The organism is Nonomuraea turcica, assembly GCF_030718205.1.
Classification (GTDB): Bacteria; Actinomycetota; Actinomycetes; order Streptosporangiales; family Streptosporangiaceae; genus Nonomuraea.
Window position 1 is genome coordinate 192,655 of the sequence record NZ_JAUZQF010000013.1, and the last position, 15,272, is coordinate 207,926.

The 15,272-nt window shown below is 70.6% G+C and carries 6 protein-coding genes; 2 read left to right on the forward strand and 4 right to left on the reverse strand.

Going from position 1 to position 15,272, the window contains the following annotated elements:
• The first annotated feature begins 67 nt into the window (after nucleotides 1–67).
• Nucleotides 68–2,293 carry a serine/threonine protein kinase gene (locus Q9G87_RS31935; protein WP_305920236.1) on the forward strand — a complete coding sequence of 742 codons (2,226 nt, stop codon included), beginning with the start codon at nucleotides 68–70 and terminating at the stop codon, nucleotides 2,291–2,293.
• A 38-nt stretch (nucleotides 2,294–2,331) separates the two neighbouring features.
• On the opposite strand, the gene Q9G87_RS31940 is transcribed toward Q9G87_RS31935, so the two are convergent.
• Genes Q9G87_RS31940 through eccCa form a run of 3 tightly spaced genes read right to left on the reverse strand, consistent with a single transcriptional unit; the run spans nucleotide 2,332 to nucleotide 7,734 of the window.
• Nucleotides 2,332–3,426 (reverse strand): WXG100 family type VII secretion target, encoded by a 1,095-nt coding sequence (locus Q9G87_RS31940; protein ID WP_305920237.1) that lies wholly within the window; start codon nucleotides 3,424–3,426, stop codon nucleotides 2,332–2,334.
• Nucleotides 3,423–3,755 carry a hypothetical protein gene (locus tag Q9G87_RS31945; RefSeq protein ID WP_305920238.1) on the reverse strand — a complete coding sequence of 111 codons (333 nt, stop codon included), beginning with the start codon at nucleotides 3,753–3,755 and terminating at the stop codon, nucleotides 3,423–3,425. The genes Q9G87_RS31940 and Q9G87_RS31945 overlap by 4 nt, the downstream gene beginning before the upstream one ends.
• Nucleotides 3,742–7,734 (reverse strand): type VII secretion protein EccCa, encoded by a 3,993-nt coding sequence (gene eccCa / locus Q9G87_RS31950; RefSeq protein WP_305920239.1) that lies wholly within the window; start codon nucleotides 7,732–7,734, stop codon nucleotides 3,742–3,744. Before eccCa ends, Q9G87_RS31945 begins: the two co-directional genes overlap by 14 nt.
• A 118-nt stretch (nucleotides 7,735–7,852) precedes the next feature.
• Here eccCa and eccD point away from each other — a divergent pair, with 118 nt between their 5' ends.
• Nucleotides 7,853–9,316 carry a type VII secretion integral membrane protein EccD gene (gene eccD, locus Q9G87_RS31955; protein ID WP_305920240.1) on the forward strand — a complete coding sequence of 488 codons (1,464 nt, stop codon included), beginning with the start codon at nucleotides 7,853–7,855 and terminating at the stop codon, nucleotides 9,314–9,316.
• Between the two features lie 10 nt (nucleotides 9,317–9,326).
• Here the strand turns inward: eccD and Q9G87_RS31960 are convergent, their stop codons facing one another.
• Nucleotides 9,327–15,269: a WXG100-like domain-containing protein gene (locus Q9G87_RS31960; RefSeq protein WP_305920241.1), complete on the reverse strand. Its 5,943-nt coding sequence runs from the start codon at nucleotides 15,267–15,269 to the stop codon at nucleotides 9,327–9,329.
• Nucleotides 15,270–15,272 lie beyond the last annotated feature (3 nt).

The following is a 15,272-nucleotide window of genomic DNA, read 5'->3' on the forward strand; positions in this document are numbered from 1 at the left end:
TCTGATGCTTATGTGACAGATCTGGTTCAATGTGACGAGATCATGCTTTGCTGTGAAAGGTCTGGTCATGAACCCTTTGCGCCCTGGTGATCCAGAGCGGATCGGCGAGTACGCCATCGTCGGTCTCCTGGGAGAGGGGCCGCGGGGCGAGGTGTTCCTCGGACGGGAATCCGAGGACGCGCCCATCGTCGCCATCAAGCTGCTCCCGGCCGAGCCCCAGAACGGCCCGGACACGCTGGGCACCTACCTGGGCGCCAAGCGGATCTCGAGTTCCTACGTGGCCAGAGTGCTGGACGCCGGGATGCTGGAGGAACGTCCGTACGTCGTCCGCGAATACGTCGAGGGCAAGAGCCTGGCCCAGGTGGTGGCCGACGACGGGCCGCTGAGCGCGGACGCGCTCGAGCGGGTCGCGGTCGGGGTGCTGACCGCGCTGTCGGCCGTGCACCTCGCGGGGCTGTCGCACAGATCGCTCACGCCGCACAACGTGATCCTCGGCGCCGACGGCCCGAGAGTGACCGACGCCGCGCTCGGCGAGCCCGTGGGCGAGGTCGCCTTCCGGGCTCCCGAGCAGGTCGCCGGCCTGCAGTACGGCCCGTACGCGGACGTGTTCGCGTGGGCCGCGACGATCGTGTTCGCGGGCTCGGGCACGCCACCGTTCGACGGGCGGGAGGCGGTGCTGAACGCCGAGCCCGAGGTGGGCATCGAGGCCGAGCCGATGCGCAGGGTGCTGCTGTCGGCGCTGGCCAAGGAGGTCGGGCGGCGGCCGACCACGTACGCCGCGCTCATGCAGGTGCTCGGCGACACGAGCGCGGCGCGGCCGCCGGTCGGGCCGGAGGCGGTGATCGAAGGCGTTCCCGTCCAGGGTTCGCCCACGTTCAGCGAGGGTGCTCCGCCGATCCACATCCCGCTGGCGCAGCAGGGCCCGGTCCAGGGCCCGCCGCCGCAGGTGCCGCTCCAAGGCCCGCCGCTGCAAGGCCCGCCGGTGCAGGGCCCGCCGCTGCAAGTGCCGCTCCATGGCCCGCCGCCGGAGGGCCTGCCGCCGCAGGGCCCGCCGGTGCAGGGTGTGCCAGTGCAGGGTGTGCCCGTGCAGGGGCCGCTCACGCCAGGGCAGCCGCCCGTGCAAGGCCCGCCCGTTGAAGGGCCGCCGCTTCAAGGCCCGGTGCCCGTGCAGGGCATGGCCGTGCCGCCCCCGGTGCCGCAGCAGCCGCAGGCGCCCATGTGGGGTCCGCCGGAGCCGGACCCGCAGCCGCCGCACCAGATCAGGCTGGAGGCGATGCCCGCCAGGTCCGGTACCCAGACGCCGCGCCGGGGTTTCCCCGTGGCGCTGGTCGCCGGCGTCGGAGTGGTGGTGCTCCTGTCCGTCCTGGGCCTGTGGGGCGCCAACAGGTACGTGGAGCTGCAGCCGGTCAACCCGGCCTCCGCGGCCCAGGCCAACGCGGACCAGGTCCCAGTGCCCGCCGGCACGTCGGTGGCTCCGGTGCCGCAGGGCTCCTACCCCGTCGGCGGCGACCCGCAGCAGGCGCAGTCCGACGTCCCGGTTCCCTGGGGCACCACGGGCACTCCTGACGATTCAGGCATCGGCCCGATGATCCTGCCGACCGACTCGGCCTCGCCCCCGGTGCCTGAGCTGACGACCATGCCCACGACGCCGGCCCCGGTCCCCACGCAGCCGATCCCGACCACGCAGCCCACCGCGACGAGTTCGGCCCCGGCGCGGGCGACGCCCACGAAGAAGCGCAAGAACTCGCCCACGGCCACCGTCACCAAGACAGTGGAGCCGAGCAAGACCCCCACCAAGGAGCCCACGCCGACCGAGGAGCCGGAGCCGACGCCGACCAAGACGACGGCCAAGCCGACCCCGACGAAGACGACGGCCAAGCCCACGCCGACCAAGACGACCGCCAAGCCGACGCCCACCAAAACGACGGCGAAGCCCACTCCGACCAAGACCACGCAGCCACCACCGGCCAAGAACCCCTACACGCCTCAGCAGGTGTGCGGGTCCGGCTTCTCCATCCAGCGTTCCAAGGCGTTCACCGGCGGCACCACGTTCCAGTTGTGGAACAACAGCACCGGCCAGAACTGCGTGGTCACCATGAAGTCTGCGGACGTGGGTAAGAAGACCCCGGTCAGCGCCACGCTGGACGTCCAGGGCGGCGGCTCGGACACCGACCAGGGCAACTACGAGTACTACGCGGGACCGGTCAAGCTGCCCGCGAAGGGCAAGTGCGTGAAGTTCTCCGGCAGCGTCGGCTCGCAGAGCACCAGCGTCGGCTGGGCCAACTGCGGCTGAGCCGCCCGCCAGGGCCCGGACGCCGGGCCCTGGCGCCGTCAGTAGCCGACGTAGTCCAGGCCGTTCTTGCTGTTGACCACGCCGGGCACGTTCGACACCGAGCCGTAGCGTGAGATCGCGTACCGCACACCCGCGATGATGTTGTCGACGGGATCGTAGATGTCGCCGTGCCCAGGCAGCTTGTGGGCGTTGAACGTGGGGTCGATGGTCTGCATGAGGCCCTTGGACGGCGTGCCGCGGTCCGCGTTCGAGTCCCAGTTGTTGATCGCGTGGGGGTTCCCGCCGGACTCATGCTGGATGATCATCCAGATGTCGTTGGCGTTCATCTTCGAGACCGGCACGCCCTGCCTGGCGAGGATCGCGATGGCCTCCTCGATCCACTCCTTGACCCGGCCCGTCGGCGCGGGCCCGCCGCCGGGTGGGGGAGGACCGCTCGGTCCGTACCCGGCGGAGCCGCCGGTCGAGCCGCCTGAGGAGCCGCCGTGGCTCTGGACGGACGTGCTGTCGCGGGTCTGGTAGCCGGGGTCACGCTGCCATTCGATCTTTCGGCCGGGCGCCGGCGTGAACTCCTCGAGCACCACGTCAGGGATCTGGCGGAAGAGCAGCGCGCGTTCGTTCAGGAACCGGTTGATGTCGCCCTGGGCCTTGTGCACGGCGCTCTTCGCCTTGTTCAGCCACGGCCGGGCCTCGCCGAGCGCCTCGTTCGCCATCCTGCGCAGCTCCGGCTTCACGTCCTCCTCGGTCGCGTCGGAGTTGTGGGCGAAGTAGTGGGTCTCGTAGTTGCGGGCGTTGGTGTCCAGGTCCCTGCGGATGGCGCCGATCTCGGTCTGCGCCTCGCGCAGCGCGGTCGCGACGTCGTCCATCGAGGACGCGCAGTTGGACAGGGCCAGCTGAAGCTCTTCGGCGGCCCTGCCGTACTTGCGCATGTAGGTGTCGAACTGGTCGGCCGAGCGCCCCTTCCAGGCGTCGTCCACCACCTCGACCGCCGCCCCCAGTGCCCCGGCGAACTCGTTGAGGTCGCCGGACACGCTGCGCCACTGGCGGGCCAGTGAGGTGATCTTGTCCGGGTCGCCGGTCACCTTCCTGAGCATCTCGGTGAGCCGGGTGTATTCGGGCAGGCTGGAGATGCTCACGAGGTGCCCCGGTGCGCGGCGCGGATGTTCTCCTCGACGCTGCTCAGGCCGCGTTCGGTCCCGTCGAGCTTGCGGTAGGCCTGGTCCATCTCCCTGGCCACCGCGGTCCAGACGTTGTCGGCGGCCGTGGCCAGCAGGCCGGAGTCGGGCAGGTCGCCGAAGATCTCCTCGTTGACCGGGGTGCGGTTGTTGCGCAGGTTGCCGTGCTCGTCGTAGGTCTGCCGGCCCGGGTTGCGCTCGCGCAGGGTGTCCTCGTACTGGCCGGCTGCCTTGTTGATGGCTTCACGGCATCGGTCCAGCGCAGAGAGGTGAATGTCAAGATCCGCCACGTTCGCCTCCCGTCGGTTCGGCGTCCAGGTACGCGGTCTGCATCAGGCGCGCGCCGGATCGCCTGTCCACGAGGTAACCGCGCCCCTGCGGCAGGGTCTGGGGGCGCACGTTGCCGAAGAGGAAGCCTTCCTCCTTGCTGCCGGACATGAGCAGCGCCGGCGTGGCCATGTCCTTCATCCGCTGGATCACCGGGTCGAACATGGCGCGTCCCGCGCCGCCCATCTGGCGGGCCAGCACCAGGTGCAGACCGATGTCGCGGGCCTGCGGCAGCAGCTCGACGAGCGGCAGCAGCGGGTTGGACGAGGTCGCTACCAGGTCGTAGTCGTCGACGATGATGTACAGGTCCGAGCCCTGCCACCAGCTGCGGTCGCGGAGCTGCTCGGATGTCAGGTTCGCCGGCGGCAGGCGGCTCAGCAGCGCGCCCCTGGCATCGTTGATCAGCTCGGTGGCGGCCGCGCTGGAGGCCGCGTAGCCGATGCGGTGCTCGGTCGCCGCCGAGTCCAGCAGCGACCTGCGGTAGTCGATCACGATCATCATGGCCTCGCTGGGCTGCTTCCTGCCTACCAGCCCCTCGGCGATGAGGCGCAGCAGGTTCGACTTGCCGCTCTCGTTCTCGCCGAACACCACGAAGTGCGGGTCGGCGTCGAAGTCCAGCGCCACGGGCGACAGCGAGGCCTCGTCGATGCCGATCGGGATGCGATCGGGGTCGTCCGGCAGCGCGGAGACGGCCAGCACCGGGGGCAGCAGCCGGACCGGCGGCGCCGCCGGTCCCTGCCAGGAGTCGCGGACGGCCTGCACCAGGCCGCGGGCGCCGGCCGCTAGGTCCGCCGCGTTCTGCACGCCGTCGATCCTGGGCAGCGCGGACAGGAAGTGGAAGCCGTCCTTCGTCAACCCGCGCCCCGGCGCGGCCTCGGGCACGGCAAGCGCCTTCTTCCTGCTGACCTCCGACTCGTACGCGTCGCCGAGCTTGAGCTCGATCTTGGTGCCGAGCAGGTCGCGGATGCTCGGCCGGAACTCCGACCACTTGTTGGTCGCGGCGACGAGGTGGATGCCGTAGCCGAGCCCGCGTGCCGCGATGTCGGTGATGGTCGGCTCCAGAGAGTCGAACTCCTGCCTGAGCGTCAGCCACCCGTCCACGACCAGGAACACGTCGCCCCAGCCGTCGCCCTCGATGGCGCCCTCCTGGCGCAGCCGCCGGTACGTCGTGATCGACTCGATGCCGTGCTCGCCGAAGTCCCGCTCGCGCTGCTCCAGGATCGCGCCGACCTCGGCCACCGTGCGGCGCACCCGCTCGGCGTCGAGCCGGCTGGCCACGCCGCCCACGTGCGGCAGCCCCTCCAGCGAGGCCAGCGCGCCGCCACCGAAGTCCAGGCAGTAGAACTGGACCTCGCGTGGCGTGTGCGTGAGCGCCATGCTCGCGACCAGCGTCCGCATCACGGTGCTCTTGCCGCTCTGCGTCCCGCCGGCTACGCCCACATGGCCCGCGCTGCCGGACACGTCCAGCCAGAAGGGGTCGCGCCGCTGCTCGAAGGGCTTGTCGACGATGCCGACGACCGCGTGCAGTTTGCCCCGGCCGGCCCAGCCCGCCGTGGTCAGGCCGTGCTCTTGCGTGACCGACAGCGGCGGCATGAGATGGGCCAGGGTGGCCGACTCGGACAGCGGCGGCAGCCAGATGCGGTGGGCCGGCGGCCCGTGCCCGGCCAGCCGGCCGACCACGACGTCGAGCAGGCTGCGCTGGTTGCCGCTCGCGGACTCGCCCTCCGGCTGCGGCGTGGTAGGGACAGGGCCGGTGATCTCGGGCAGCGGCATGTACGTGGGCCCGTACTCGACGACCTCGCGCAACGCCGTCTGGCCGTCCGCGGCGACGGCCTGGGCCGGGTCCTCGTGGTGGGCGCCGGAGACGTAGGCGGCCTTGAACCTGGTCATGCCGGTCGTGTCGTACTTCAGATAGCCGTTGCCCGGCGAGGACGGCAGCTCGTAGGCGTCTGCCACGCCGAGCACGACCCGGCTCTCCATGGCGGAGAACGTGCGCAGGCCGATCCGGTACGACAGATGCGTGTCCAGACCGCGCAGCCGCCCCTCCTCCAGCCGCTGCGAGGCCAGCAGCAGGTGCACGCCCAGCGAGCGGCCCAGCCGGCCGATCATGACGAACAGATCGATGAACTCCGGCTTGGCCGCCAGCAGCTCGCTGAACTCGTCGAGCACGATGAACAACGTCGGCATCGGCTGCAGGTCCGCGCCCTGCTCGCGGGCCCGCTCGTAGTCACGCAGCGAGGCGTAGTTGCCGGCCGCGCGCAGCAGCTCCTGCCTGCGTACCATCTCGCCGTGCAGCGCGTCGTGCATGCGGTCGACCAGGGGGAGCTCGTCCTCCAGGTTGGTGATCACGGCGGAGACGTGCGACAGCGTGTCCAGGCCGAGGAATGTCGCGCCACCCTTGAAGTCGACCAGGACGAAGTTGAGGATCTCGGACGAGTGGGTGATCGCGAGCCCGAGGACGAGCGTGCGCAGCAGCTCGGACTTGCCGGAGCCGGTCGCGCCGATGACCAGCCCGTGCGGGCCCATGCCGCCCTGTGCCGACTCCTTGATGTCCAGCTCGACCACCCGGCCGTCGCCGCCCAGGCCGATCGGCACCCGGAACCTGTTGCGGCCGGCCCTGGGCTGCCAGGTGACGGCGGGCTGGAGCCTGCCGGGGTCGCCGACGCCGAGCAGGTCGGTCAGCGTGGTGTTGGTGCTCAGCAGGTCCTGCGACTCGCCGCCTGAGCCCGCCGAGGCCCGAAGGGGCGCGAGCTGCCTGGCCAGACCCTCGGCCCGGGCGTAGTCGAGCGTGTCGGGGTCGCCCAGCCGGTTCGTGGAGCGCTTGCCCGCGTGGTCGATCTTGACCATGTGGAACCCGTCGGGCCGGATCTCCAGCCTGAGCGTGGCGGACTCCTCGACCGGCCCGGTCGCGTCCGACAGGTCGATCACCGTGACGCCCTGGATGGCGTCCGTGCCGAGCTGGGAATCGTGCGGCACGTGCCCGCCGTCCACGATCACGATGTGGTACGGCAGCGCGTCCGTGCCCGGCCGGAACCTGGCCCGTTCCTTCAGCTCGTCGCCCACCAGCTGGTCGAGCTGCGCCAGGTTCTCGCCCATCAGCCGGACCTGCCCGGCCGCGTCCACCTCCTCGGGATGCAGGGCGTGCGGCAGCCACTTCACCCAGTCCCAGTGCGGCATCCACTCCCTGCTCGCGCACACGAGGATGCGCATGTCGTCGGGGGAGTGGAAGGTGGCCAGCTGGGCGATCATCGCCCTGACCAGGCCGCGGACGGCCCGGGGGTCCCCGCTGAGGTGGATCCGCGCGAAGGAGTTGAGCGCGACCGCGACCGGCAACCCCGACACCGTGGAGTGAGCCCTGACGAACCTGCGCAGCGCGCCCGCCGTCAACGCGTCGAGGTCCTCGACCGGCTTGGAGTCGGGCGGGATGAGCTGCACGGCGAGCTTCTGCACGCCCGTGCCCAGGCGTACGGTGCCGAAGTCGTCGTCGCGGGGCCGGCGCTCCCACAGCCGCGGCCCCATGGCCACCCACCACAGGGTGTCGGGGGCCGGGCCGCTCCACTCGAGGGCCTCGCGTTGCTGGACGGCGGCCTTGCGGACCCGCTTGCGGATCTGGGCGAGGTAGCGGAAGTAGTCCCGGCGCAGGCCGTTGAGCCGGTTCTTGCGCTCGCCGGCGTTGCGGCCGAACTGGCCCGCGGTCATGCCGAGCATCGAGATGGCGAACAGGCCGCTGGCCACGTACATGATCGGGCTGGCGTGGCCGCCCGCGGTGAACATCAATCCCATCGCCGCCCCGCCGGCCAGCATCGGGACGTACATGAGGACGCCACCGAGCCCCGCGGGCTGGACCTCGGGGATCTCCGGCGGGGACTCCAGCAGGATCTCCCCGCGTGGAGGTTGGGGGCTCGGACGGCGCTCAGGACGCCGGACGACAACAATGCTCACTGACGGGACAACCCTCCTGTCACCTGAAACACTTTCTTACCAGACGCGCCATCCTTATATGTGGCCGTCCCTATATGTTCGCCATGTCGCTTTTAAGTCAGCCGGATCTGGAGTGGTCGTGACCTCGCTCGCCCATCCGCCCATGCAGCCCATGCAACCCATGCCGCCGGGGCCGCCGGTGCCGCATGGTGCGCCGGGGCGGGCGCCGCAGGCGCCGCTGTGCCACGTCACGATCGTCGCCCCGCGCCGCCGGGTGGATCTGGCGCTGCCTGCCGACATCCCGCTGCCTCATGTGCTTCCAGGGCTGCTGCGCGCGGTCGGCGAGGCGGGCGGCGACGCGGCGAGCGCGCCCGGCTGGGTGCTCCAGCGGCTCGGCGGCCAGCCGTTCGACCTGGGACAGACGCTCGCCTCCCTCGGGGTGCTGGATGGGGAGCTCCTCTACCTGCGGCCCCGCGAATTCACGCTGCCGCCCGCGCTGTACGACGACGTGGCCGACGTCGTGGCCACCGGCGTGAAGCAGAGCACCGGCAAGTGGGAATCCCGCCACACCAAGGCCATGGGCACGGGCGCGGCGGCCATCCTGCTCGCGCTCGGCGCGCCCGCGCTGGTCCTGTCCGGCAGCGCGCCGCTGGGCGTGGCCGTCGTCGCGGGCATGCTCGCGCTGCTGCTGCTCGGCGTCAGCGCGGCCCTGTCCAGGGCGGTCGGCGACTCCTCGGCCGGGGCCCTCATCGGCTACGCCGCCCTGCCGTACGCCTTCCTGGCCGGCCTGTACGGCCTGGTCAGCGGCTCGACCCTGGCCGGGATCGGTGCCCCGCACCTGCTGGCGGCGCTCACCTGCACCGCGCTGGTCGCCACGATCGGTGGCACCCTGGTCGCCGACGGCGTGGCGGGCTTCCTGGGCACGGCCATCGCGACGGTGGCGGGCGCGCTGGCCGCGGCCGTGGTCATGGTGTTCGGCGTGCCCGCCGCGGGTGTCGCCGCCATGACGGTCACGATCCTGATCTCGCTCAGCCCGCTGATCCCGTCCTTGTCGTTCAGGATCGCCCGGGTGCCGCTGCCCGCCCTGCCCACCAACGCCGAGGAACTGCGTGCGGACAACCAGCGGCTGGACAGCGACGCCGTGCTCGGCCGGACGGCCCAGGCCGGCCGGTACGCCACCGGCATGATCGTCGGCATCACGCTGACCGCCATCGGGGCGCTGGCCTACCTGATGACGACCGCCACCTGGATGGCGGTCTCCATGGCCATCGTGCTCTCCCTGGTGCTGCTGCTGCGCGCCCGCGTCTTCCACGGGCTCGGCCAGCGGCTCTGGCTGCTGAGCACGGGGCTGGCTGGACTGGTGGGGGTGGCGATCGCGCTGGCCGCGGGCGCAGGGACGGTGGCCGCCGCGGCCGTGGTGATGGGGCTGCTCTGGCTGGCCATGCTGGTCGTCGGGCTCGGGCTGTGGTTGCCGTCCGGGCGGCTGTCGCCGTTCTGGGGGCGTGCGGGTGAGGTGGTGGACGTCATCCTGCTCATCGCGCTCTTCCCGCTGGCGCTCGGCGTGCTCGACGTCTACACCTGGATCAGGGGCCTGTCCGGCTAGTCCCCCGGGGTCAGCGCCTGATTACCCCGGGATGCGCGGCGTCGAACTCGGCGAGCCCTTCAGGGGTGAGCCTCAGGTAGAGGCCCTTGTCGACGTCTATCACCAGGGGCCTGCCCTCGCCATAGAGCACGACGGAGATGTCCACTTCGAGGTACGTGTTCTCGTGCTGCTTCTCCAGGAAGTTACGTTCGACGATGTCGGCGCTCCGCGACGCGGCCTCGTCCGCCGTCTTCGTGCTGCCGCCGATGCCGCCGAAGCCCAGGTTCCCTTCGCCGGTCGATCCGTTGGACCCGCCTGCTCGGGCGGCCCGGCCCCGGCCTTGCTCCTGGCCGTGCCCGGTTGTGCTCATGGTCTGTGCGTAGACGCGCTGCTTGACCAGCGCGCTGGTGATCTCGCGGGCCCCGTTGACGTCGATCCCCACCTTGCCGACCCCTGGGATCTCGTAATCATGCGCGAGCAACTGCTCGATATGCGCGCGCATGGTCCTTTCCTTGGCGGCCTCGGCAAGGGACATGCCGGCCGGGCGAGACAGCTCGAATCCGCCCGGCCGGTTGTCCAGCGAGGGCACCTCCTCCCGGAGCTTCGGCGGCACCGCGGCCACCGGCGCCCATTGCTCCACCATCGTGGCGGCCGGGAACGCGACCTGGCTGACGTCCCCCTTGGGGACGCCCCTCCCGAGCGTGGTGGTCATGGTGCTGGGCCCGGCCGGCTCCGCCCATCGCGGGTCCGCGGCGGCGACCGGCGTACGTGCCGTGACCGGGGTGCCTTGCGGGACCTCCATGGTGAGGTGTCCCGGGACCAAGACGCCGAGTTCGCCGTCCGTGGCCGCTCTGGACGTCGAGGTGACCCCGACATGCCGGTCGAAGAGCCGCACGGCCCCGTCGCGTCCGGTCACCTCGCCCACCTTGAGCAGCATGCTGCGGGCCGCGCTCTGCATGGGTTCCAGGACAGGGCGGACCTGGGCGCGCTCGAGCGTGATCTCGTACGTGACCGGGTGCTTGAACTCCTGCGGGGCCTCGCGCGTCTGGTAACGGTTGATGTCTTTCCCATTCGTTCCGCGCGCGTCCACGGTGTGGGAGTCGCGGAAGTTCGCATACCCCGCTTCGGCTCCCCTGAGGTGGCCGTCCGAAGACTCGGAGTAGCGCGCGAGCAGCTCCCCGCCGTGGTCCGATCCCCGCTCACGCACGCTCAGGTCGCCGCTGAGGCGCTCGCTGCGGAGCATGAGGCCGGTGTCAGAACGCTCACCGACGTGCACTCCGTCGCCGATCTCGGCCGTGACCCGGATCCCCACGCGTTCGGTGACCCGGCCGTGTTCGTCTGTGACGAACAACCAGGAGGACACACCGTTTCCGCGAAGTTCCCCCAATTTCGTGGCGAGCGCGTCCTGGCCGTAGTGACCGCGCAGGTGCTCGGCCACCGGGTGGTTCGTGAACTCCTGGTCCGGGAAGAACAGTTTCTCGTCGCGAAGCTTCTCGAGGATCTTCGGGAGTACGGTCTGCGCGTCGAGATGCTGAACGGAGGCGGTGCTCATCGCCGCCTCGGGCGCGGAATAGGCGCGGGTCGTGTCCCCTGCCTGCTTGGCGGGCTCCACGCCCTCCGGGCCGTCCAGACCGTGACGGCGCGCCACCTCGTCAGGAAGGACGAGGTCCATGATCTCGCCCACCCGGACGTAGGTGGTCGGGCCTCGTTCGACCGTTTCCCCGTTGGTTCTGGTCGGCGTCACCTCCAGGACGAGGTCTCCGCGATACCAGTGCGAGGGGCTCCCGTCCGAGTAGGTGACCCGGGCGACGTCGCTGCCGCCCAGGTAGGAGCTTTCCTGGGTCATCCGCTTCGCGGCGGCGTGCAACCCCGCTCGCGCCACGACCTTTCGCTCGTTTCCTGTGGTTTCCTCGTCCCCTCTCGGGTGACCCGCCGTCTCACCGCCGTGCTCGCCGTCGCGGCCGAAGGTGACGCGCAGGCCGGTCCGGGCGTGCCCGCCCAGCGCCTGTCTGCTGCGCTCGCTGTCCGTCATCTTCGAGTTGCTGTTGGAGTAGATTTCGTGCTCTACCCCGGTCTCCGACTTGACGTGCTTCAAACCGGCCACGTCGGCCTTCACATGCACGTCGTGTCGCCAGCCCCCTTGGTCGGACACGGTGTAGTGCAGGCCGTCGGGGTGAGATGTGATCATGGTTTCGAGCTTGATCACGTCGGTGGCGGTCTCGTACACCGTCGGCACGTCCAGCCGCTCCGCGGGCACCGGCAGTCCCGCCCAGTCGGCGTGCGCCCTGGCCACCGTCTGAGCCAGGTCAGGCATGGCGCCCAGGCGGACGGTGGCGTGCAGCCGGTCGTCGTGAGCCCATACGTCACCGGGCGGCCTGGTCGACGGCTCGATACGACCCACATGCGCGACGTCCTGCGCGAGCACCGGCGTCTCCGGCAGGTGGGTATTCGGCAGGAGGATCTCCGCCTTGCTGCCGTGCACCTCCCATGACGTGTTCGTCACCTCTGTGCCGTTGCGCGAGACCCTCATCCTGACATCGAAGGAGAGATCCCGCGTGATGGTGAAGCCGCCGCTGGTCTCCGTGCGGTCGTACCTCGTGTGACCGGCGGCGAAGCCGACACTCTCCGCCTTCGTGCCGCTCTTGGTGACAGCCAGGTTCGCGGGGTCGATCTTGAGCCCTTCGTTCACCTCGAGGCGCGCGACGGCGCGTACCTCCGCACGGCCTCCGACGGAGGTCTCCCGCTGGCTGGTGTCGATCCGCGAGGTGATCCTGCGCTCGTTCACCGTCATGTCGGTCGAGCCGACCTCGTGCCGTCGGCCGAGAGTGCCCTCGGCCAGGATCTCGAAGGTGTAGCCGCCGATCGTCTTGTCGTACCTGATGCCGTGCAGGGCATGGGTCAGGTCGGCTTCCAGGGCCACGCCCCCGAAGCGGCTCTCGATGTCCCGTGCGACCTGGCGCCTGATCCCCGGCGGGAGGTCGGGCAGCGCCTGATCGACGGCCTGGCGGATCTCCGTGCTGAGGAGCGTCTCCGAGTGGACGCGGATGCCGCTGCCCAGTCCTGGCCCCCGCCCGGCGGCGAGTGTCTCCGGCTCCAGCGCGTGAGGGTCGTAGCCGCGGTTCGGGTGCTCGCCCCTGGCCGGGTATTCACCGACCGGTTCGCTGCGCACGAACTCCTCACGTACGTTGTCGATTTCCCGGTGGAGGTCGGCGAGTTTCTGCCGGATCTCGTTGAATTCGCCTCGCGGCCGGAGATCGTGGCCGAAGATGTCCTGCTCCATCCGGGGCGCGTCGCGGGCCGGCACGGTCAGCTCGGCCTTCACCTCCACCTCGAAGGTGCCCAGCTTCTCGGTCTCGACCTGCAGCCGCATGTGGGCGTCGTACATGGTGACGTCATCGAGCCTGGTCAGGACGGTGTGGTTGCCGTGTGCCCTGTTGGTGGTCGTCACATGGTCCGAGCCGAAGCCGAACCCGCCGATGGCGCGGCCGATGACCTCCGCCCTGTCGCCCAAGGTCAGGCCGATCTTGCCGCCCGCGTGAACGTTGAGGCTCGCGCCCTGCCGATGTGTCGTCCCCTCGCTCTCGCGCCGTCCCATGTCGTCCCGGAACATCGTCTCGATCGGTGGCCGCCCGCTTCCGTCAATGGGCTCGATCCGGGTGATCCGGCTGGTGACCTCGATGGAGTCCTCCGCTGATCGCAGCGCGGAGCTCTTGTACCGGACCGCCTCGGAGCCGGCCCCGCTCGACAGCAACGACTGGCTGCGGTTCTTCATCCCCTGCTCGCTGAGCACGGTGGAGGTGAGGTGCTCAACGATCTTGACCACCTCACCCGCGGGTACGCCCGCCGACAACGCCCGGCGCTGCACCTCCAGCACCAGAGGCGTGACGTCCATCCCGGTGATGGCGATCCCGTGATCACGGAACTTGTGCTCGGCTCCGGGCGGGACCTCGTGGCGCGGCAGCGCCGGTGGGTGGTCGGCGGCCAGCAGCGGCCCTTCACGGGTGAACTGCTTGGGGAAGGGGAGAGTCACGGACAGCTCGGGGACTGCGGCGGTTTCGGTGACCTTCTCGCCGTTGCGGTAAACCTCCAGCGAGATGTCGGCGACGAAATAGTCGTGCGCCGGGGAAACGGCCTTGTGGCCGCTGATGACCTCGATGCCGTTCGTGTGGGTCGTGCGCAACGTGTTGCTGATGCCCGCACGGGGCAGGGCGCTGGCCTCGGCCTCGTCCGACGAGTGGTTCAGCGCGCGAATCATCCCCGCGGTCCGCTCCAGGGAGGAGGCCTGCGAGGACTTGCCTTCCACACCGTCCCCGCCGAACGCGACCGGCTTCTCCGGCGCCAGGCTCGGGTGCTCCACGTGGGTGAACTCGCTCGGCGTCAGCTTGAGGTAGATCACCTGGTCTCCGACGCTGAGTGCCACGCCCCTTTGGAGATGGTTGGTCCATGTGTCGCGGTTGCCGTCGGAGAGCGCCTCCGCAAGCCACTCGCGGATCGCGCGTCGTTCCCGCGGGGTGACATCCGTGATGCCGTCGCTCAGAGCCCGAGCCGCCGCCGTCGCCTTTTCCGGCACCTTGACGTCGTGTACGGCCGTTTCGCCCAGGGCGCCGATCTCGACGGTGCGAGGTGGATGCCTTTCGGGCGGTGGAAGGATGTCGGGCTTGTCCTTCCAAGCCACCGGGCCGTCCGGTCGGGACGGCGGACCATCGGGCCGGGACGGCGGACCATCGGGCCGGGACGGCGGACCATCGGGCCGGGACGACGGAGAGGCGTTCGCCAGCGACTGCGGCGTCTCCGTGCTGGAAGCCGGACGGGACACGGCGACCTCGGCCTGCTGGGACGGCACGTCGGGGCTCTTCCAGACAGCCGGCCCGTCAGCCCCGGGCAGCGAGTTGACGGTGGTCCGCTGGTTGTGGTTCGCCGCCGCCGACAGAGTCGTTTCACCGCTGGTCTCGGGTACGCGCGCGGGGCCAGAGTCCGGGCCGGACCGAGGATGTCCGGAGGACGGCGGATTTCCGGACGGCGGAGGATCTCCGGAGGGAGAGGCCGGGCGCGGCGGGGGCGGGCCGTCGGCCCCATGGGGCAGGGGCGTGGCCAGATACTGCCCGTCCGCCCCGAGCGCACTGGACGTGATGCCCTTGGCCAGCATGTCCCAGCTGAAGTGCCCTTGGGCCAACAAGGTTCCCGCGGTCGTGATGCCGCCGGTCACGGCGAACTGCGCGGCCTGCCCGTACAACGACGAGCTGGCCGCGGCCAGCAGCTTCTCGGCCGTGGACATCTCCGCCCTGGTCAGACCGGCCCGCAGGGCCGGCGTGGCCAGGCGGCTCAGCCCGCCGGAGAGCAGTCCCATGAGCCCTCCCATGGCGCCTCCGGCCGCCGCTGAGATCGCGACCTGCTGGACGTCGATCTCGTCTCTGCGGCCCTTCGCCATCTGCAGGATCTGGATGCCCAGGTCCATGCCGGCCACGATCCCGGCGAACAGCGCTATGTTGCGCAGGCACGTCTTGGCGATCTGCGCGACCGTCATCCGTGCCAGCTGCAGACGTGGTGGGATGAGCGCCAGACTAGCCCCGCCGCTGGCCAGGGCCATGGCCAGCAGATACGCCAGCTGTGCGATCAGGAGCCAGACGGTGGCCTCGATCATGTACTTGGCGTACTGGATCTGCACGCCCACGCCGTTGAGCGCGACGGCGGTGTCCATGAGCCGCTTGACCACAGCGGCGAGCTGACCGCCGACCACCGCCTCGACATGGGCGGCGAAGGCGAGGTGTGCCTCCCCGTCCCAGGCGGAGCCGATTTTGGACGCGCTCCCCGGCTGGTCGGCGGCTGTGCCCTCGACGAGCCGGTGCGCGGCGGTCACGCAGGCGTCGGCCAGCCGGAAGCAGCCGGACTCGTCCCCTTCCGGCCAGTCCATGCCGACCACCCAGCCGATGTACGGCTTGGCGAATTCGGGCACGAGGAACCCGTCGAAGCCCATGGG